The 20,606-nt window shown below is 38.9% G+C and carries 21 protein-coding genes; 13 read left to right on the top strand and 8 right to left on the bottom strand.

Going from position 1 to position 20,606, the window contains the following annotated elements; genetic code table 11:
- Positions 1-3: 3 nt before the first annotated feature.
- The 7 genes from JK629_RS01500 to JK629_RS01470 all read left to right on the top strand — a co-directional run bounded on the left by JK629_RS01500 (position 4) and on the right by JK629_RS01470 (position 6,199).
- The gene (locus JK629_RS01500; RefSeq protein ID WP_202336881.1) at positions 4-1,203 is read left to right on the top strand and encodes an NADH:ubiquinone reductase (Na(+)-transporting) subunit B; all 1,200 of its coding nucleotides are present in this window, start codon (positions 4-6) and stop codon (positions 1,201-1,203) included.
- A 2-nt stretch (positions 1,204-1,205) separates the two neighbouring features.
- On the top strand, positions 1,206-1,955 hold the full coding sequence (locus JK629_RS01495; protein ID WP_202336880.1) for a Na(+)-translocating NADH-quinone reductase subunit C: 750 nt from the start codon (positions 1,206-1,208) through the stop codon (positions 1,953-1,955).
- A gap of 3 nt (positions 1,956-1,958) precedes the next feature.
- Positions 1,959-2,603 carry an NADH:ubiquinone reductase (Na(+)-transporting) subunit D gene (locus tag JK629_RS01490; protein ID WP_202336879.1) on the top strand — a complete coding sequence of 215 codons (645 nt, stop codon included), beginning with the start codon at positions 1,959-1,961 and terminating at the stop codon, positions 2,601-2,603.
- A gap of 78 nt (positions 2,604-2,681) precedes the next feature.
- Positions 2,682-3,422, top strand: coding sequence for an NADH:ubiquinone reductase (Na(+)-transporting) subunit E (nqrE, locus tag JK629_RS01485; protein ID WP_202336878.1), 741 nt, complete (start codon positions 2,682-2,684; stop codon positions 3,420-3,422).
- Between the two features lies 1 nt (position 3,423).
- Positions 3,424-4,734, top strand: coding sequence for an NADH:ubiquinone reductase (Na(+)-transporting) subunit F (gene nqrF / locus JK629_RS01480; protein WP_202336877.1), 1,311 nt, complete (start codon positions 3,424-3,426; stop codon positions 4,732-4,734).
- A 98-nt stretch (positions 4,735-4,832) separates the two neighbouring features.
- The gene (locus JK629_RS01475) at positions 4,833-5,195 is read left to right on the top strand and encodes a Na(+)-translocating NADH-quinone reductase subunit F (protein ID WP_202336876.1); all 363 of its coding nucleotides are present in this window, start codon (positions 4,833-4,835) and stop codon (positions 5,193-5,195) included.
- Entirely contained in the window at positions 5,192-6,199 is a 1,008-nt protein-coding gene (locus JK629_RS01470) for an FAD:protein FMN transferase (protein WP_202336875.1), read from the top strand. Before JK629_RS01475 ends, JK629_RS01470 begins: the two co-directional genes overlap by 4 nt.
- A gap of 1 nt (position 6,200) precedes the next feature.
- Here the strand turns inward: JK629_RS01470 and JK629_RS01465 are convergent, their stop codons facing one another.
- The 7 genes from JK629_RS01465 to JK629_RS01435 all read right to left on the bottom strand — a co-directional run bounded on the left by JK629_RS01465 (position 6,201) and on the right by JK629_RS01435 (position 13,292).
- Entirely contained in the window at positions 6,201-8,291 is a 2,091-nt protein-coding gene (locus JK629_RS01465) for a T9SS type B sorting domain-containing protein (RefSeq protein WP_202336874.1), read from the bottom strand.
- Positions 8,291-9,076, bottom strand: a complete 786-nt coding sequence (locus tag JK629_RS01460; protein ID WP_202336873.1) for a class I SAM-dependent methyltransferase — start codon at positions 9,074-9,076, stop codon at positions 8,291-8,293. Before JK629_RS01460 ends, JK629_RS01465 begins: the two co-directional genes overlap by 1 nt.
- A gap of 12 nt (positions 9,077-9,088) precedes the next feature.
- On the bottom strand, positions 9,089-9,907 hold the full coding sequence (gene map, locus JK629_RS01455; RefSeq protein WP_202336872.1) for a type I methionyl aminopeptidase: 819 nt from the start codon (positions 9,905-9,907) through the stop codon (positions 9,089-9,091).
- A 4-nt stretch (positions 9,908-9,911) separates the two neighbouring features.
- Complete coding sequence (locus JK629_RS01450) at positions 9,912-10,319, bottom strand: BT0820 family HAD-type phosphatase (RefSeq protein ID WP_202337961.1); 408 nt, start codon at positions 10,317-10,319, stop codon at positions 9,912-9,914.
- Positions 10,320-10,370: 51 nt separating this feature from the next.
- Positions 10,371-10,961 carry a thioredoxin family protein gene (locus JK629_RS01445; RefSeq protein ID WP_202336871.1) on the bottom strand — a complete coding sequence of 197 codons (591 nt, stop codon included), beginning with the start codon at positions 10,959-10,961 and terminating at the stop codon, positions 10,371-10,373.
- 4 nt (positions 10,962-10,965) lie between these two features.
- Positions 10,966-12,483, bottom strand: coding sequence for a 2,3-bisphosphoglycerate-independent phosphoglycerate mutase (gene gpmI / locus JK629_RS01440; RefSeq protein WP_202336870.1), 1,518 nt, complete (start codon positions 12,481-12,483; stop codon positions 10,966-10,968).
- Positions 12,484-12,548: 65 nt separating this feature from the next.
- Positions 12,549-13,292 (bottom strand): M15 family metallopeptidase, encoded by a 744-nt coding sequence (locus JK629_RS01435; protein WP_202336869.1) that lies wholly within the window; start codon positions 13,290-13,292, stop codon positions 12,549-12,551.
- Between the two features lie 227 nt (positions 13,293-13,519).
- Here JK629_RS01435 and JK629_RS01430 point away from each other — a divergent pair, with 227 nt between their 5' ends.
- Both JK629_RS01430 and JK629_RS01425 read left to right on the top strand, forming a co-directional pair.
- Entirely contained in the window at positions 13,520-15,076 is a 1,557-nt protein-coding gene (locus JK629_RS01430) for a T9SS type A sorting domain-containing protein (RefSeq protein ID WP_202336868.1), read from the top strand.
- The gene (locus JK629_RS01425; RefSeq protein WP_202336867.1) at positions 15,076-15,513 is read left to right on the top strand and encodes a GNAT family N-acetyltransferase; all 438 of its coding nucleotides are present in this window, start codon (positions 15,076-15,078) and stop codon (positions 15,511-15,513) included. Before JK629_RS01430 ends, JK629_RS01425 begins: the two co-directional genes overlap by 1 nt.
- A 32-nt stretch (positions 15,514-15,545) precedes the next feature.
- Here JK629_RS01425 and pepE read toward each other — a convergent pair whose 3' ends face one another.
- The gene (gene pepE / locus JK629_RS01420) at positions 15,546-16,253 is read right to left on the bottom strand and encodes a dipeptidase PepE (protein ID WP_202336866.1); all 708 of its coding nucleotides are present in this window, start codon (positions 16,251-16,253) and stop codon (positions 15,546-15,548) included.
- 383 nt (positions 16,254-16,636) lie between these two features.
- Between pepE and JK629_RS01415 the strand changes: the two genes are divergently transcribed.
- The 4 genes from JK629_RS01415 to JK629_RS01400 all read left to right on the top strand — a co-directional run bounded on the left by JK629_RS01415 (position 16,637) and on the right by JK629_RS01400 (position 20,570).
- On the top strand, positions 16,637-16,891 hold the full coding sequence (locus tag JK629_RS01415; RefSeq protein ID WP_202336865.1) for a hypothetical protein: 255 nt from the start codon (positions 16,637-16,639) through the stop codon (positions 16,889-16,891).
- A 28-nt stretch (positions 16,892-16,919) separates the two neighbouring features.
- On the top strand, positions 16,920-17,657 hold the full coding sequence (locus JK629_RS01410; RefSeq protein ID WP_202336864.1) for a carboxypeptidase-like regulatory domain-containing protein: 738 nt from the start codon (positions 16,920-16,922) through the stop codon (positions 17,655-17,657).
- Between the two features lie 61 nt (positions 17,658-17,718).
- Positions 17,719-18,222, top strand: a complete 504-nt coding sequence (locus JK629_RS01405; protein WP_202336863.1) for a DUF6702 family protein — start codon at positions 17,719-17,721, stop codon at positions 18,220-18,222.
- A gap of 41 nt (positions 18,223-18,263) precedes the next feature.
- Entirely contained in the window at positions 18,264-20,570 is a 2,307-nt protein-coding gene (locus JK629_RS01400) for a M1 family metallopeptidase (protein WP_202336862.1), read from the top strand.
- The last annotated feature ends 36 nt before the right edge of the window (positions 20,571-20,606 follow it).

Genomic DNA, 20,606 nt, shown 5'->3' with positions numbered 1-20,606 from the left:
GCTATGGGATTGAAACAGAATTTACATAAGCTAAAGGAAAAGTACAAGGGTACAAAAATGGCGCCTGCGTTTAATGCGCTGCATACCTTTTTATATACTCCCAATGAAACTACGCATTCTGGCTCGCATGTGCGTGCTGTAGATGATTTAAAGCGTACTATGAACACCGTTATCATGGCGCTTGTGCCGTGCTTAATATTTGGAATATTTAATGCAGGTTATCAGCATTACGCAGCTATAGACAATACTTTGCGTCTTGATCCACTTGCTAATTTCTTCACTTGGGACAATTTTATTTTGGGTGCCTGGACGGTACTTCCTTTGGTAATTGTTTCTTACGGGGTAGGTCTGGCAGTGGAATTCATTTTTGCAATTATTAAAAAACACGAAGTAGAGGAAGGTTATTTGGTAACAGGAATGCTTGTGCCACTTATTGTTCCTATAGATATTCCACTTTGGATGCTCGCCGTTGCGGTAATCTTTGGTGTTGTTATAGGTAAAGAAGTTTTTGGTGGAACGGGAATGAATATCCTCAACCCTGCGCTTACAATTCGTGCTTTCTTATTCTTTGCATACCCAACGTGGATGAGTGGGGATAAGGTTTGGGTTCACGGTGCAAAAGAAATGGCCGGCCAACCGGATGCTATTTCTGGAGAAACAATTTTGGGAAGTCTTGCTGCAAACACTGAGCCGGTATATAGTACTTGGGATATGTTCTGGGGCTTTATTCCAGGGTCTGTAGGTGAGACCTCTACGTTTTTGATAATTTTAGGTGCATTATTCTTGATATTCACGAAAGTGGGTAGTTGGAGAATTATGCTTTCTTCCGTAATTGGAGCCATCGTTATGGGGCTTATATTTAATGGTGTTGCAGATGCAGGCTGGATAGAAAAAAGCAGCAACTTTTATGGATTGATGAGTGAGCCTTTCTGGCATCACTTAATTATAGGTAGTGCTGCTTTCGCAATCGTTTATATGGCTACAGACCCTGTAACGGCTTCGCAAACCAATAAAGGGAAATGGATTTATGGCTTCTTTATTGGGTTCATGGGAATTATGATACGTGTATTCAATCCTGCCTATCCAGAAGGCTTTATGCTATCTATACTCTTGATGAACGTATTTGCACCAACTATTGATCACTATGTAGTTCAAGGAAATATTAAAAAGAGAATGAAACGTTTAAAAGTTAAAACAGCGTAATCATGGCAAAGAATACAGATAAAAATTCATACACAATTATCTTTGCAATTGTTATGGTTGTGGTTGTGGGCTCCCTTTTGGCTGGTGTTGCACAAGGTTTAAAAAGCAAGATTACCCTTAATGAGCGTTATGAGAAAATGCAGAATATTCTGTATGCCATGGGCGTGAACGATAACGAGGGCGAGGGCGATGTAACATTTGTGCCCACAGATAAAGTGGAAGAAACCTTTCATAAATACATTAAGCAGCAATTGGTGATTCAAGGGGATGATGTTACCGAAAATGATGAAGCTTATTTAATTGATCTTAAAAAAGAAGAGACCAAAGCTAAGGACTCTAACTATAAGAGAAGGTTACCCCTATTCATAGGAGAGAAGGACGGTGAAACTATTTATGTAATACCAATGCGTGGCAAAGGACTTTGGGATGCCATTTGGGGCTTTGTTGCGTTGGATAAATCGTTTACTGTGCAAGGAGTATTTTTTGACCACAAAGGTGAAACCCCAGGTTTGGGTGCTGAAATTAAGCAGCGTTACTTTATGGACGACTTTAAAGGTGAAGCTATTCTTGACAACGATGTTTTTAAGGGCATAACCGTTGCAAAAGGCAACAATGATCCCATTAACGAAAACAAAATGGACAATAAAGTTGATGCCATTGCTGGAGCAACCATTACCGGTAATGGAGTTACCGCAATGATCAAAAAAGACGTTAGAATGTATTTGCCATACTTAAAATCATTAAATAATTAAATTATGGGATTGCTATCAAAAAAGGACAGTAAATTAATACTAGACCCATTGGCGGACAATAACCCGATTACCATTCAGGTTTTGGGAATTTGTTCTGCACTTGCTATTACGGCTCAATTAAAGGCTTCGATCGTAATGGCCATATCGGTTATTGCCGTTTTAGGGATTGGCAATGTGGTTATTTCGCTTATGCGAAACATCATACCTTCAAAAATTAGGATTATCGTACAATTGGTAGTTGTAGCGGCCTTGGTAATTATAGTTGACCAAGTATTGAAGGCCTTTGCTTACTCGTTAAGTAAAGAATTATCAGTATTCATTGGTTTGATTATTACAAACTGTATTATTATGGGACGTTTTGAAGCATTCGCTTTGGGTAATGGGCCTTGGCGTTCATTCTTGGACGGCATCGGTAATGCTGCTGGCTACGGGCTTATACTTATAATCGTTGGTTTTTTCCGTGAGCTTTTAGGTTCAGGAACATTGTTGGGCTTTCAGGTATTGGGTGATCCAATTCAAAAAACTGGTTTATATGCCATCGGTTATGAGAATAATGGCTTTATGTTATTATCGCCTATGGCTTTGATTATCGTGGGATTGATTATTTGGGTGCAACGCGCAAAGAATAAAGATTTAATAGAGGAATAAAAAAATAGTTGCATTCGCAGTATTTTGTAAGAAATCACTACAGAAAAACTGCTACTGCTCAATGAATACTTTAAAAAAATGGAACACGTAGAGTTATTTTTTAAGTCAATATTTATAGACAACATGGTATTTGCAACCTTCCTCGGAATGTGTTCGTACCTTGCTGTTTCTAAAAAGGTTTCAACTGCAGTGGGTCTTGGTGCCGCAGTAATTTTCGTACTTGCAGTTACCGTACCTATTAATTGGTTGTTGGATCAATACATATTGAGAGACGGAGCATTGGTATGGTTGGGCGAGGAGTATGCCTCTTATGATTTGAGCTTCCTTTCCTTTATTCTTTTTATTGCTACTATCGCCACGATGGTACAGTTAGTAGAGATTGTGGTTGAAAAATTTTCGCCTTCACTTTATAACTCTTTAGGTATTTTTCTTCCGTTAATTGCGGTAAACTGTGCAATCTTGGGAGGCTCGCTTTTTATGCAGTCCAGAGATATTGCAACTTTAGGCTTGGCGCTTAATTATGGTGTAAGTTCAGGAATTGGTTGGTTTTTAGCTATTCTTGCCATTGCAGCGATTAGAGAAAAAATACGTTACTCAAATGTTCCAGCGCCATTACGTGGCCTAGGCATTACCTTCATCATAACAGGGTTAATGGCAATTGGTTTTATGAGTTTTGGGGGAATGCTTACTGGAGGCGATGAATCTACCCCTTCTTTGGACGGAAATCCAGAAAATGTGGGAATGCAGACCGAACAAATCAATCAAGAAAATATAGAAACCGCACAAACAGTTGAAGTTTCAACTATAACGAAGCAATAGTATGTTTTTAGCAGTAAGTACACTTGGAGTTATTGTAGTAACGGTCATCGCCTTTTTAGTCTTGACCTTGCTGTTGGTATCATTATTACTTTTTACAAAACAGAAGCTTTCGCCTTCTGGCCCCGTAAAAATCACTATTAATGATGAAAAAGTAATTGAAGTTGAAAGTGGTGGAACGCTTTTGTCCACCTTGGGAAATGAGAAAATATTTCTTCCTTCTGCCTGTGGTGGGGGTGGAACTTGTATTCAATGTGAGTGTCACGTTCTTTCGGGGGGAGGTGAAGCCTTACCTACTGAGACTCCACACTTTACCCGCAAAGAGTTAAAGGAAGGTGCCCGTCTTTCTTGTCAAGTAAAAGTAAAGCAGGACATGAACATCCACATTCCCGAAGAAGTTTTCGGTATTAAGAAATGGGATGCTACTGTGGTTCGTAACTATAACGTTGCTTCTTTTATTAAAGAATTTGTGGTTGAAATTCCAGAAGATATGAACTACAAGGCTGGAGGTTACATTCAAATTGAAATTCCGCCCTGCGAAGTAAAATATTCTGATATTGATATTACCGCACATCCCGAAGAGCACGATACGCCAGATAAGTTTCAAGCTGAATGGGATAAATTTGGACTATGGCCTTTGGTGATGAAAAATACCGAAACTGTAGAGAGAGCCTATTCCATGGCCTCTTATCCAGCTGAAGGACGTGAGATTATGCTTAACGTTCGTATTGCCACACCGCCATGGGATCGCGCAAAAAACCAGTGGATGCAAGTGAATCCCGGAATTGCTTCCTCTTATATTTTCAACTGTAAAAAAGGAGATAAGGTTGTTATTTCTGGTCCTTATGGCGAGTTCTTTATCAATCCTTCAGACGCAGAAATGCTTTATGTAGGTGGTGGTGCAGGAATGGCACCTATGCGTTCACATTTATACCATCTTTTCAAAACCCTTAAAACTGGTAGAAAAGTTACATATTGGTACGGAGGTCGCTCTAAAAGAGAATTATTCTATTTAGACCACTTTAAACAATTGGAGAATGAATTCCCGAATTTCAAATTCTACCTTGCACTTTCTGAACCGATGGAGGAGGATAACTGGAAAGTGAAAAAAGATATACATGATGAGGCTGGCGACGGCTTTGTGGGCTTCATTCACCAAGTGGTAATTGATAACTATTTAAGCCACCACGAATCCCCAGAAGATATAGAGCTTTATTTCTGTGGCCCACCATTGATGAACCAAGCCGTGCAGAAAATGGGTGAGGATTTTGGAATTCCTGATGAAAATATTCGTTTTGACGATTTCGGAGGATAATTAAGATTTTTAAAAATCTAAAAACCGTTTCATAATAATTTGAAACGGTTTTTTTATGCCTTGGAATAATACAATTATTTGTAATTTTGACGCTACTTATGGGCGAGAAACTTAACAAACAAGAACTCCACAACCTTGCAATGAACATTGTGGGGAAAAATTTAGAAGCTGAAGGCTACGAATTTTTGGGCGTCAATTCAAAATTGAAACGAGACCCACAATTTGTTGCCTTAAAAGACAAAGTGCTTCATTTTATAATAGTACGTGCCGTTACATATCCTCAGGATGCACACGCCTATGACCCTGTTTTTATGGAAACCATAAAAGCACATGCCGAAAAGTTTGAGGCAAGAACCTATTATGCAGGCGTGGGTCTGGGGCATGGAACAGATTACGGTAAGCCAGTTATTAAAGATGAAGATTATACCTTGGTATATAAAGGATTGCAGGAAATAGTATGAAAAAAATTATATTTATTCCCGTGCTGTTACTTTTCATTTTTTGTGAAAAAAGAGAAAACACAAACTATTTATTACAGGGAGAAGCTTTTGGAACTACTTACAATATTCAGCTTTATTCGGAAAGGGATGTCGATTTCAAAAAAGGGCTGGACTCCGTTATCGATGCCGTAAATCATTCCGTGAGCACGTATATTCCCCAAAGCGATATTTCAAAAATTAATAATGGTGATTCCACCGTTGTTGTGGATTCAATTTTTAAAGAAGTTTTTAAAATTTCCGAAGAAGTAAACAAAACCACCAATGGTTATTTTGACCCAACCATAGGTGTTCTCCGGAATGCATACGGTTTTGGCGATGTGAAACCATTGAAGGATATAGACAGCGCCACTTTAGATTCCTTAATGAAATATGTAGGTTTTCACAAAGTAAGAATGAACCCAGATGGAACCGTTTCGAAAGAGTATCCACAAATATATTTCGACTTTAACGCCGTAGCTAAAGGCTTTGGAATAGATTGTCTTGGAAGGTATTTGGAGTCAAAAGGAGTAACCGATTACTTAATTGAATTGGGCGGTGAAATTCTCACTAAAGGCGAAAACCTTGATAAAAATCAAAAATGGGTAGTGGGTATTGAAGCCGTAGATTCCGAATTGGAAGACCGAAGTTACGAAGCGATGGTTACCTTGAAAAATGAAGGAATGGCGTCTTCGGGAAATTATCGAAAATTCAGAATTGACTCCCTTACGGGAAAAAAATACGTGCATACATTGAATCCATTAACAGGTTCTGCTGAAATGAGTGACGTTACGAGTTCTACGGTTATTGCACCTACTTGTGCTATGGCTGATGCCTATGCAACTTCCTTTATGGCGCTGGGATTGGAGAAATCTAAAGAACTTTTAAAAAGCCTTCCAAATGTTGAGGCTTATTTAACGTACACAGATTCTTTGAACCAACATCAGGTTTACATTACTGATGGCTTCAAAGAATTGATGTCACAATAAGTTACCTTTTTAAGGTGAAGTGTCCTCGATATGTAGGTCTGTCTCTTATGTCAATAGTAAACCAATAATCGCTGGAAGGCATTGCTTTTCCTTCTTGATTGGTGCCATCCCAACCTTTTGATCGCGGTGGAATCTGCTTCAATAACTTTCCGAAGCGATCAAAAATATAAATCTTTGCTTCTGGAAATTCATGCATCCCAATGATGTGCCAGTAATCGTTATGAGTATCATTATTGGGTGTAAAATAGCGTGGATAGTCCAATATTAAAATCTCTTGCGAAACTACCCCGCAACCATTTTTATCACGAACGAAGATTGTGTGATAACCATTTGCCAAGCCGTCAAAAATATTGCTGTCTTGGTAAGATGAAGTACTGTTTAGTGCATATTCATAATCTCCTTCGCCTTCCACAATTATCTCAATGGAATTATGTTTTCCATTAAAATCATTAATCTTAATATTTGTTATTGTTGCAATATTTGAAGGTAAAACTTCAACGCTTACGTTGTTTTCACAACCAAAATAATTTGTAACTGTAACCGTATAAGTTCCCGGAGTGTCAATAAAAATTTTATTCAGATTGGCTCCTTCTTCTCCCGTACTCCAAACATAATACTGAAAACCTGCTTGCACCGAAATTCTTAATGGCTCGGTGGCATTTAGGCAATATAAATACGAATCCTGTTCAAATACAGGGACTGGCAATGAATTTACAACTATGTTGAATTGGGTATAATCAAAACATCCCGTAGCAATTTCCAGCATTTTTACATAAATGGTTTGAGGATTTACTGTATTTCGAAAAGTACCAGAAACTGGATTGGTTTCGTTTAACCTATCATCAAGAGAAGTGTAGTAAGTTATTTGAAAATCGCTGGAGGGGAGACCATTGAGTATTTCTTCATCTTTTTCATTGAGATTTACAGAAATTTGACCGTCAAAATCATCATCACAAGCAATAAAGCCTGATGGCTGTGTAGCCCGTTTTATAATATTTATATATCCTTGAAAAGATGTTATTGCAAAACAAAGCGGATCATTTTCATCGGTCATTCTAACATATATAGTAAGCGGAGTTTCAGTGAGATTTATATATCTGCCAATTGGATTGCTATTGTTATTAGCGTCATTTTCAGTATAGTGATAACTGAAAACATAGCCTTGTGGATCGTCAATCACCTCAGGAATAATAGTATCCAATGGATAAAGTACCGTAGAAGTATAATTGCACAAAACAACATCTGCCGGGGTCATTAATTCAGGAGATCCAACTTCAATTGTAAAAGAGGTCAAATCACTGCAGCCGTTTGTTCTTTCAATTCGCGCATAAATAGTTTGTGGGTTAGCTGTACTATGGTAAGGGCTTGAAAGCGGGTTAATGCCTATACTGGCATCGTTTAGTGTTTCGTGGTAAGTAACTGTTACATCAGTTTGTGAGCCAATTATGTCATTAGTTTGCAATTCTAAATTAAAGTCAGCAAGACCATCTGGGTTGCCGTCTGTATCACAAGTTATAAGATTATCGGGCTGATTGGCTTCAACCGCATTTGGTAATCTCGCCGTACCTGTATAAAAAAGGCTTAATGGGCCAGAACCCACAGCGCGGTCAACAAGCAAATAATAAACGTCGCCTGCCGAAGCTTCAATATACATTAAATAACCATTGCCATCTTCTCCCGGGCCCTCATTGACGTCCGTTTCATCCATATTCAATCCAGTTGCAACCTGAACGCCGGCATCTAAAGGATTTGTGCTGGAACACCGAATGGAAGAACCCAAAGAAGTGCAAGTAACTGTAGGGCCATATATGGCAAAATCATAATCATCTTCACCATTATCTGGAATAATATCAAATGTGAAAGTGCCCGATTCAATAATAATAAATTTGAACCAAATATTATTTTGATCAAAAACATAACAAGGCGGAACCTCATTTCCAAGCAATGAAAACTCGTCAAAACCGATTCCGCTTGGATCAACTCCTAAACTTGAATCACCACAGATAATTATTGCATTTACACAATCATTAGGATTTTGGGAAATAACAAGTGTTGAAAACCCCAAAAAAAGAAGTAGTAATGTTAATTTCATTAAGAATTATTTTCGGACAAAAGAACACAATATTTTTTACATATAGGAATTAATTCTCCTTTTGGCAATCTGTATTTTTCAACTTCTTCTGAAGAAAGAATTTTTGTATAATCCACGGCTTCTACTTTAAAGCCAATACTTTCAAGTTTGGAGAAATAATCCATTCCATACACCCGAACGTGGTCATACTGACCAAATATTTTTGCACGTTCTTTTGGATCTGTGATGCTGTTGTCCTCAAATGTTTTTTCCAAATCTTCTTTATAGGGAACTTGAAGAATCGCCGTCCCGCCAGATGCCAAAACGCGGTAAATTTCCTGCATCGCTTTTGTATCGTTCGGAATGTGTTCCAAAACGTGGTTGCAAATAATAAAATCAAATTCGTTATCGGGAAAGGGTAAATTACAGATATCGGCCTTCACATCTGCAATGGGCGAATTAAGATCGGTTGTGGTATAATCCAGATTCTTCATTTTTCTGAATTTTTTATAAAATGCCTGCTCGGGAGCGAAATGGAGCACCTTTAAATTTTCAGTGAAGAAACCGGTTTCGTTTTCAAGATAAAGCCAAAACAATCGGTGTCTTTCCAACGAAAGTGTACCAGGGGAAAGCACATTCTCACGAACATTTTCATATCCATAAGGAAGAAATTTTCGGTATGATTTACCGTTAATGGGGTCTGTGTATTTATTTCCCCTAAGAAAAAATGCAAGAATAGGTCTGCCAATAATACTCAATCGGATGAGCAGCGGCCGGGGAATCGTATTTAGAATTTTTTTGAACAAAGTTTAAAATTGTTACAACACGAATTCCTTTTCCCGAAACTCATTTTCTTCATTACTTACAATCCCCAAGGCTTCATAAACATACGCAAAGGTGGAAAGTAATTCAGGTTTTCCGTTGACCAAGGCAATATTGTGTTCAAAGTGGGCGCTCGGTTGTCCGTCTTGGGTTACAATGGTCCAGCCGTCTTTTAATTGTTTCACTTTGTGGGTGCCCATATTTATCATAGGTTCCAAGGCAATGGTCATTCCTTCAATGAATTTTTTTCCGCGCCCGCGCCGCCCGTAATTTGGCATTTCGGGGTCTTCATGCATCTTTCTTCCCAAGCCGTGGCCTACCAGCTCGCGTACCACACCGTAACCGTGTGCTTCACAATAATTTTGAATGGCGAAACCAACATCGCCTACGCGGTTACCGGCTTTAAATTCACGGATACCGACGTAAAGTGATTCTTTGGTGATTTTCAACAGTTTTTTTGTTTCTTCAGCAACTTCGCCTACTTCAAAAGTATATGCGTGGTCACCGTAAAAACCGTTTTTTATAGCACCGCAATCAATGGCCACAATATCGCCTTCTTTTAAAGGGATGTCCGTTGGAAGGCCGTGAACTACCGCTTCATTTACACTTGTAAGTAGCGTTGAGGGGCAATCGTACAATCCCAAAAAGCCGGGAATGGCATCCTGACTGCGAATGTAATCTTCGGCCATTTTATTGAGTTGGTTGGTGGTAACGCCCGGTTTTACCTCTTTTGCGAGCATTCCCAAAGTGCGGGAAACCACCAAGGCGCTTTCGCGCATCAATTCTATTTCTTCTCTTGTCTTTTGAATTATCATACTGCTATTTTAAAAAGGAAAACAATCCTTTTTTCTGGGTTTTTGGTTTTGCGGGTACGGGCTCGCCAACAAGTTGCTGGTAAATTTCGCCCCAGCTTTTAAGTCCGCCAACATTGCGATCGTCAATAAAAACATCAGCGTGAATTTTTCGACTATAGGAAACATCGAATTCCTCTTCGGGGAAACTTTGGTTTACTGCATAAAAAACAACACCGTTTTCTTCACAGAATTTTACCGCTTCTTCCAAGGCGCGTCCTTTTCGGTAAGTCCATAAAATAAGTCTATGGCCTTCATGCTGCAGTTTTTTCAAAGTATCAAAAGCAAAAATAATGGGCCTGCCAATGCGTGGATATTCATCTTCCACAATGGTTCCGTCAAAATCTACGGCTATGGTGAGGGTTTCTCTAATCATCGTCATTTTTCGAGCCGCAAATTTACAAAGAATTATACCGTTGCTAAAGTTTTATTCGGCGTAAGCGTGTTTGTAATCCTTTCCACTCAAAATAGCTAGCATGTCTTTTTCGAGGCTCTCAATAGGATATTCCACAATTCTGCCCAATTCTTTGTCGTTTTTGTAGAAAATGAGGGTCGGGACATTCGTGATATTTTTACCATCCTCAAAACCTTGGGGTGTAGTTTTTTCGTCTGATACCGTAATAAGCGTAAGCTTGGATTCATCAAAATTGGCCTCGTCCAAAATTTTATAAAAATGTGGTGTTTCGCGCTGGCTGTCCTCGCACCAAGTGCCCATAAAAACAGTGATTTCCACATCTTTCAAAAGCGGTTTCAGTTTTTCCACAGTTTCGGAGTCTACATTGTAACCTTCATAACCCGCATTGAACCAATCCTTAAAAGCATCCATTTGAAAACCCTTGCGGTTGGCCTTTCCCAAAAGCATCACGGAATCTTCGTAGGGTACGGTGTCATTTATTTTTTCTTTATTGTTTTCTGAAATCATTTCTTTTGAAGTGTTTTCATCTACTTTGTTTTTCTCTTTGGAAGAATTGCAGGCTACCAAAAGTGTTGCTGAGAGTATTATAAATAGTTTTTTCATAGTTTTAAATTAAGGAATGTTGCGTCATTATTTTTGGTTTTTCAATGCCCATAATTTTTAAGATTGTCGGGGCGATATCTCCCAGAACACCATTTTTCACGGTTTTAATTTCATCGTCCACAATGATAATTGGCACCGGATTGGTGGTATGTGCCGTATTAGGCGAGCCGTCGGGGTTTCGCATGGTTTCACTGTTGCCGTGATCTGCAATTATGATTGTTACATAATGGCTTTCCAAGGCTTGCTCCACGATTGCGCGGGCACAATTATCCACGGTTTCGCAGGCTTTTACGGCTGCTTCAAAAACGCCGGTATGTCCTACCATATCTGGGTTTGCAAAATTTAGGCAAATAAAATCTGCAGTCTCTTTTTCAATCTCGGGAAGTATCATATCCCGAAGTTCATAAGCGCTCATTTCGGGTTTTAAATCGTAGGTGGCAACGGTTGGTGAGGGGCAAAGGATTCGTTTTTCGCCCTCAAAGGGAATTTCCCTTCCGCCCGAAAAGAAAAAGGTTACGTGCGGGTATTTTTCGGTTTCAGCAATTCGTATTTGCTTCTTTTTATTTCTTTCCAAAACTTCGCCCAAGGTATCGTGCAGGTTTTCCTTATTGTAAACCACGTGGATATTTCCAAAGGAATCATCATAATTGGTAAGCGTTACAAAATAAAGCGGAAGCGTTTTCATTCCATATTTTTCGTAATCTTTTTGCGTCAAAACCTCGGTAAGTTGCCTGCCGCGATCGGTTCTAAAGTTGAAGAAAATTACAACGTCGTCTTTCTCGATAGTAGCTACAGGGTTTCCTTCAGGATTTGTCATTACAATGGGTTCGATGAATTCATCCGTAATGCCTTCCGCATAACTTTCTTCGATACTTTTTACGGCGTTGGTTGAAGGTTTCCCTATTCCAAATCGCAACAAGTCATAGGCTTTCTTTACACGCTCCCAGCGTTTGTCGCGATCCATGGCATAATAGCGACCAATGATAGAGGCCAGTCTTCCACCCGTTTTTTCCAAATGACTTTGTAAGTCTGCAATAAAACCTTTGCCTGAATGTGGATCCACATCGCGGCCATCAGTAAAGGCATGGACGTACATGTTTTTTAATCCGTGTTGCTGAGCGGCTGTTAACAACCCTTTTAAATGGTCTATGTGCGAATGTACGCCACCGTTGGAAACAAGACCCAAAAAATGTACTTTTTTGTTGTGAAAGATGGCGTGATTGAATGCTTTTTCAAGCTCAGGTTCACTTTTCAGCGTTCCGTTTTCAACCGCAATATTTATTTTGGCAAGGTCTTGATAAACAATTCTTCCTGCGCCCAGATTCATATGGCCAACCTCACTATTGCCCATTTGTCCATTGGGAAGCCCTACGTTCATGCCGTGGGTGAGCAATTGTGCGTGTGCATATTTTTTATAAAGTGAATCGATAAAAGGCGTATCGGCTTGTGCGATGGCCGAAACGGCAGGATCTTGCGTAATGCCCCAACCGTCGAGTATCATTAAAAGGACTTTTTTATTCATTCTGCAAAGGTACAAAGTGTTGCTGAAAATTTAAGGCTGTAACCCAGAGCTTATAGGTTGGATGGTTAAAGTAATTTTGGATTGATATCGAAAATATTTTCTTTCACATATTTTGTAACAAAGGCTTCTGAAAAATGCTCACTTCCTACAATCTTTTCTTCGGAAAGCATTTTTTTCACGTCAATCTGCTCTTTATAAGCTTTCAGCATTGGAATGGAAACTGGCGCATAGCTGAAATGCCACGGTTCATATTTAAAGCCTTTTCGGTTGCCGTTGTCGGTATAGACTTCATAAAAGCCAAAACTTTCAGAATTTTCGTTAAGCCATGTTTTCAATTTACAAAAAGGCCCTGTTCCGTGAAAATTTTCGGGCATCAGTACATTTGCGGGGCGTGGGGCATTGGCATCAATAATATCAATATCGGTTCCCCAATGGTGGCGCGAAGTACCGGGAATGGTGGAATATTCTATGATTTTTTCAATGGCTTTTTCGGGAGTGAGCCCTTCATTTGTAAAGCGCTTGTATTTTCCCTCAAATATTTCCTTCTGCCGCTGAAAGCTTCTAAATGCCGAAACTACTTCAATATTTATGTTTTCCTTGGCAGCCGCAGCTTTCATTTTATGGAATGCTTCCTTTGCAGTTTTGTGCATTTTTGAAGTGTAGCTATCGCCCACAATATCTGGGTTGCCTTTTCCAATTAGTTGGTTTCGGCTAAATTCTCCTGAAAAATTATTGAAAGAGAACTGCGGAAAAATAGCCAAGCTGAGTCCGGCAATACCTGAAATTTTGATGAATTCTTTTCGTCTCATTTTAAATGTTACTAAGTTAATGGGTTATTAGGCTATTGACTTTTTTGGAAGAAAGTATTGAATAACTTAAAAGTGATAACTTTTTCAATACGAAATTCGTTAAAAATAATTTAGTGATTGCCTATTGTTTCTTTTTTAATTCAATTTTCACAATTGAAGAAGTATTTCTTCCGAAGAAAACGAATGTATTTTATACATTTACTCCACGTATCAAAATTTGAAATAGTATGACTCCCAAAAAACTATCTTCTACTTTATTGCTCTCAGGTTTTATGGTTGCTTCTGTAGCGGCCCAAAATATAATGATAACTGATAACAACTCTCCAAACGAACCTTCCATTATGATGAACCCGCTGAACACGGATATTCTTGTGGCGGGCGCTAACTTAAACAATGTTTATAACAGCAGCGATGGAGGTCTTACCTGGAGTGAGCAGCAAATGACGTCGAGCTACGGTGTGTGGGGTGACCCCACTTTTGATGTGGATACGGATGGAAATTTCTATTATTTCCACCTTTCAAACCCTCCAAGCGGTAACTGGATTGACCGTATAGTCTGTCAAAAATCTACAGATAGCGGCAACAATTGGAGCAATGGTACATTTATGGGTTTGAATGGTACAAAGGCGCAGGATAAGCAGTGGAGCATTGTGGACAGAACCAATAATAACATTTATGTAACCTGGACTCAGTTTGATGATTATGGAAGTAGCAACCCAAATGATAAGTCTGTCATTCTTTTTTCAAAATCTACAGATCGCGGACAAACATGGTCCGAAGCAAAAAAGATTAACATTGTTGATGGAAATTGTATTGATGAAGACGATACGGTTGAGGGCGCAGTCCCTGCAGTTGGCCCCAATGGCGAAATTTATGTGGCCTGGGCGGGCCCGAACGGCCTTGTTTTCAATAAATCATTAGATCAGGGCGAAACTTGGCTTAATGAAGAAATTGCAATAGACCCGATGCCAACAGGCTGGGATTATTCCATTCCGGGCATTAGTCGTGCAAATGGTTTGCCAATAACTAAATGCGATTTAAGTGGGGGTCCGAACCATGGAACAATCTATGTGAACTGGAGCGACCAACGAAACGGCGCAAACGATACTGATGTTTTTATGAGCAAGTCTATTGACGGCGGTGATACATGGAGCGCACCTACACGAGTAAATGACGATCCTGTCGGGAAACATCAATTTTTTACTTGGATGGACATAGACCAAACCAACGGCAATTTGTTTTTTGTGTTTTACGACAGAAGGGAATATAACGACAACCAAACGGATGTTTATATTGCTTATTCAGATGATGGCGGAAATACTATTGTAAACAAACGGATAAGTGAATCGCCCTTCACGCCTAATTCTGGAATTTTCTTTGGTGATTACACAAACATAGTTGCGCACAACAATATCGTTCGACCCATTTGGACAAGGCTTGATACCTCTCAATTAAGCATTTGGACAGACATTACCCCATCTCCCATTCTTTTTGCTGGAAATGGAGCAGAACAGCAAGTAAACAATATTGTTCAATACCCAAATCCTGCCAGCGAGATAAGCTATGTTTCGTTTAAGCTTCACGAAGAAGCCACTGTTAGTATTGATCTTTTTGATGGACAAGGAAGAAAGGTCTATACTGTAATGAACAATGAAACTAAAGGTTACGGCAAGTATATAATTCCTATGGATTTAAGCGAAATGAACCTTGCCAACGGAAGCTATTTTTGCAAACTGACAGTGAATGGAAACACTAAAACCCTTAAAATGATTGTAGTTGAATAATGGCTTCGGAAATTGAAATATCTATTAAAGTCATTCCTCCTTCAGAAATTTTTAGCATCGTTCCTTATTTACAAATATTGGGGAATAATGCTGTGCCAGAAGCTGTCATTAAAGAGCGATTAAAGGAAATGGTTCAGCAGAATTACGAATGCCTTGGCATTTTTGACGAAGAAAAATTAATTGGCATTTGCGGACTGTGGTTTCAAACGCGGCATTACGCAGGCAGAAGTCTGGAAATGGACCACGTGATTATTGACCATACCTACCGACGTCACGGAATTGGCAAAATGCTAGTTGATTTTGTAAGCGATTACGCCGCCAAAAAATCCTGCAATTGGGTAGAGCTAAATAGCTATGTGCACAATTTTCCTTCGCATAAATTTTTTTACAACCAAGGTTTTGTGGCAAAAGGGTATCATTTTGTGAAGGAATTATAAAGCGTGACAGTTTGAGTGCAGCCGAGAACTCATTATTGAAAATTTGAAAACTCAGTTCCAGTTTCAACCTCGTACGGTTCTTTGTTTTGCTCAAAAACGCGGGCTTTCAGTTTGCCTTTCAAAATAATTTCATCGCCGTTTACTCGAAGCCAACTTCCTTCGCGCAGTCCTATAACCGGAATTGTGTTTTGCGTATGGAATTCCGCAATACGGGTTTCTCGGGTTTCGCCCATGTGTTTGCTGTTTGGGTCGAGATCTAAATAATGTGGGTTGAGGTTGAAGGGAATCACGCCCAAAGTTTTAAAAGAAGGCGGATATACTATGGGCATATCATTAGTAGTCTGCATAGAAACCCCGCAAATATTACTGCCAGCGCTGGTGCCTAAATATGGTAACCCATTAAAAATAGCTTCGCGAAGCGGTTGCATAATTTCCAAACGGTAGAGCGCGCTTACCAAAACAAAGGTGTTTCCGCCGCCGGTAAAGGCACCTTTTGCGTTTTTTAATGCTTCCACTGGGTTTTCAAAAGTGTGCAGCCCAATTAGTTTTTTGCCAATTTTCTGAAATGTTTTTGCGGCTTTTTCTGTGTATTCGTCGTGGCTGATTCCTCCGGGACGTGCGTAGGGAATAAAGATTACTTCTTCGGAGTCCTTAAAAAGCTCGGCTATTTCTTCGGTTAAATAGTCTAAATATTCGCCGCCGTAAACAGTGCTGGTACTTGCTATGAGTAGGTTTTTCATTTTTGGTTTTTTCGGAACTGTAAATTTAGTAATAGTATGGAAGAAATTTTGGGCTTTGAGGGTTTAAAATGCGATGGATTCTTGAATACCTATATTCATAATTTAAAAAAGAAGAAAGGATAATTTTTTAAGGACAGCCTTAACTTAAAAACTTAAATATGTAAATGTATTACTTACCGCTGTAACTAAAATACTTACGCGTGTATCTAAATGGCTTACACGTGTATCTAAATGACATACAGGTATAGCTGAAAAGCTAAGAGAAGTAGGATAAATTCCAACATTATTAACCAAAATAGTTACAATAAGCTATACCTAACTTTAACACCCACCATCCAAAACTTTACCTTTTCCCTAACAAAACAAATCCGTATTTTTAGTGAATGACAAAAAGACTACTTCTATTATTATTAGGGCCGCAAGAGACCCAAAGCACGATAATCAAAAATATTCAACAGCGTTTCAGTACTGATTTTATTGCGGCAAATTTTGATGTTTCGGAATACAGAGCAGTTGATTCTCTTTTTTATGCACAAGAAATCAAACGGGAAAAAGATTTATTGAACCCTGAAAACGAAATGCAGTTAATAGAGTTTCTTTTTATAAAAAGCAAGGAATATAAAGAACGGGGTGAGTAAAAGGAATTTTTATATTTTGCTTCTTTCCATGTTAGGGCTATTTCAACTAGCCGCACAGGAAAAATCGCTGCAGGGAAAAATCACCAACGACATTGACATTGATGGAGTTCACGTTTTGAACATTTCTTCACGGTTTAACACCATTACCGATGAAAATGGGCATTTTACCATAAAAGTGAAACCGAGGGATACCCTAATTTTTTCTTCTATAAAATATATGCCAGAGAAAGTGACCGTTACGGAAGCTATTTTTGAAAAAGGTGTAATAACAGTGCAACTTACCGAACTTGTGAACGAACTGGATGAAGTTTTTTTGGAACCCAATCTCACGGGAAATATTGCTGCAGACCTCAAAAAAATAAAGACAGAAAAACCTATAAATTTTGACGATGTGGGGATCCCGGGCTTTAAGGGCGAGCCCGAAGAAAAAATTGTGCCCATGTACTTTGCGGTAACGCCGCTTAGTGTAAACCTTGAGGCTCTGTACAAGCATATTTCGGGGTATTATAAAAATTTGAAAATTCGAAGAAAGTGGGAATATGAAAACAATGCCGTGGCAAAAATGATAAATTATTATACAATTCCATTTTTCAAAACCACCTATGAAATTCCTGAAAATAGAGTATATGATTTTCTACTTTTCTGTGCTGAAACGTCCCCCATTGAAAGTGATTTTAAAAAAGAACACTACGGCAGTGTGCTGTTAATTTTGGATGAAAAAGCAAAGATTTACAAAAATCGTCTTTCTGAAGAAAATAAAGAATAATTTTTTGTAACATAGCCTTTTGGAAACCGTCTAATGTTCCATTAGTTTGCCTATTTTTTATATGAAATATTTTAGAATTCTCCTTTTTTTGCTCATCTTTCCGCTATTTTCAGCCACTACGGCGCACAAATTTTATGTGAGCATTACGAAAATTGAATATGTAAAGGAAAAACAATCACTTCAAATAATAACTAAAATATTTATTGATGATATTGAGGATGCACTGCAGCAGCGCTACGATTCTTCTCTTTCATTAGGCACCAAAAAGGAGACCAAAACCACTGATGAAGATGTAAAACGATATATTCTTTCAAAACTGAAAATACAGGTGAACGGAAAGTCCGTAAAACTTGATTACATAGGAAAAGAGTATGATACAGATATGCTCGTTGCCTATATAGAAGTTACAAACCTTCCCACGCTGAATGCTATTGAAATAGAAAATAAAACACTCTTTGAAATGTTTCCAGAGCAACAAAATATCATTCACCTAAAAACACCTACTACCCGTAAAAGTTTGATGCTGGATAAGGATGAACCCAACGGCACGCTGAAATTTAACTAAAACATTATCAAAATAAAATCACTTTAAACTTCCCAATTAGTATGCGATTATTTAATTCCCTTTTATGTATGGCTCTTTTTCTCTTTGCAGGTACTGTTTCTGCGCAAGATGAGACAGAATCCCAAAAGCGTGAGCCTGGCCATTACAATACCAATCGTTTTAAACAACTTTATGAAGAGTTTGCTACACCAAACATGTTCCGCACCGCAAGTGGAGCGCCAGGGCCCAAATATTACCAACAGCAAGCGGATTATGTAATGGACATAGAGCTGGATGACAAAAACAAAAAGCTTTCCGGTTTTGAGACTATAACATATACAAACAATTCACCGGATGTTTTGGAATATCTTTGGGTGCAATTAGATCAGAATAAAAGGGCAAAAGATTCCAAATCGCCTTTGATTGAACCTTCTAATGCATTGCCCGGAGATATGGCCGGAAATTTTGTAAATAATTATATGGGAACTCCTTTTGATGGAGGCTTCAACATTTTGGAGGTGAAAGATGCCAAAGGAGCCCCATTAAAGTATATTATCAACCAAACGATGATGCGAATTGATATGCCGAAGAAATTAAGCCCAGGCGAAAAATTTGTATTTTCTATCAAATGGTGGTACAACATCAATGATCACGTAGTAGACCGCGCCCGCAGTGGGTATGAAACTTTTGAGGATGGCAATCGTGGGTATGTAATAGCACAGTTCTATCCACGAATGGCCGTTTACAATGATGTGGAAGGTTGGCAAAATAGCCAATTCTGGGGAAGAGATGAATTTGCACTTCCTTTCGGTAATTTTGAAGTAAATATTACCGTTCCGGCAGACCATATTATGGATGCCACAGGAGAGCTTCAAAACAGAAAGGAAATTTTCACCAAAACGATGATGGATCGTTACGAAGCTGCTCAAAAATCTTTTGACAAGCCTGTTGTTATTGTAACCCAAGCCGAGGCCGAAGCTGCTTCCAAGAATTTTTCAACAGCCAAAAGAACCTGGAAATTTAAAGCAGAAAATGTACGCGACTATGCCTTTGCAACTTCCCGAAAATACATTTGGGATATGATGGCCGTTAAAATGGGCAGTGGTTCTGTAATGGCAGTTTCTTTGTACCCACCAGAATCTAACCCGCTTTGGGAAGATTGGTCAACACGCGCTGTGACAAGTACATTAAAAACCTATTCACGTATGACTTTTGATTATCCGTACTCCAAAGCCATTTCGGTAAGTGCTAAAAACCAAGGAATGGAATACCCCATGATTTGCTGGAATTATGGAAGACCAGACAAAGATGGAACCATTAGCGACCGTACAAAATATGGAATGATAAGCGTGATAATTCATGAGGTAGGACATAATTATTTTCCGATGATCGTGAATAGTGATGAGCGCCAATGGACCTGGATGGACGAGGGGTTAAATACCTTTACCCAATATGTGGCCGAACAGGATTTTGGAGAGGAATATCCTGAAGCTATAGCACCTAATAAAAAATATCCTTCACGTCGTGGCCCTGCAAACAAAATTGTGGACTATATGGCTGGCGACCAAAGCCAGTTGGCGCCCATTATGACCAAAGGATTGAATACCTATAATTTTGGAGCAAACGCATATGCAAAACCTGCAACGGCCCTTAACATTCTTCGCGAAACAATCATGGGGCGGGAATTGTTTGACTTTGCCTTTAAAACCTATGCAAACCGCTGGATGTTCAAACACCCAACTCCCGAAGATTTTTTCAGAACAATGGAAGATGCTTCGGCAATAGATTTGGATTGGTACTGGAGAGAGTGGTTTTACACTACAGATTATGTGGATATTGGGGTGAAAGAGGTTAAAAAATTCTTCGTTACTTCTAAAATAAATAAAGAAGCCAGACAAATGATGGATGCCAACGGTATAAAAGAGAGCAATCTGCCGCCCTTGGTATATTTTGTAAAAGAGGATAGTGAAGATTTTGAAGAGAGCATGCGCGATGTGAAAATTGAAGATGTGAAAACCTTGAAAGAATATATAGCAGACAATATTCCAGTGGAAGAGCGCGCCAATTTAAAAAATCCAAGATATTTCTACGAGATAATTTTTGAAAAACCAGGAGGGATTCCAATGCCCATTATTGTAGAATTAACCTACAGCGATGGAACTTCGGAAAAAATTACCTATCCAGCAGAGATTTGGCGAAAAAATGATGATTCTGTAGGTAAGTTTTTTGGATCTGAAAAAGAAATCACCAAAATTGAGATAGATCCTGATGAGGAAACTGCTGACATTGACACAACTAACAACACTTGGCCCAAGCGTAAAAAATTAAGTGCTTTTGATAAGTTCAAAAGCCAAACAAGTCCCGATTAATTGATAAAAGTTTGCCGAAAACCCTTCTTCAAAATC

It is taken from the genome of Aequorivita iocasae (genome assembly GCF_016757735.1).
Classification (GTDB): Bacteria; Bacteroidota; Bacteroidia; order Flavobacteriales; family Flavobacteriaceae; genus Aequorivita; species Aequorivita iocasae.
The sequence above is the reverse complement of the archived record's forward strand: the minus strand, read 5'-3'. Positions and strand labels throughout refer to the sequence as shown.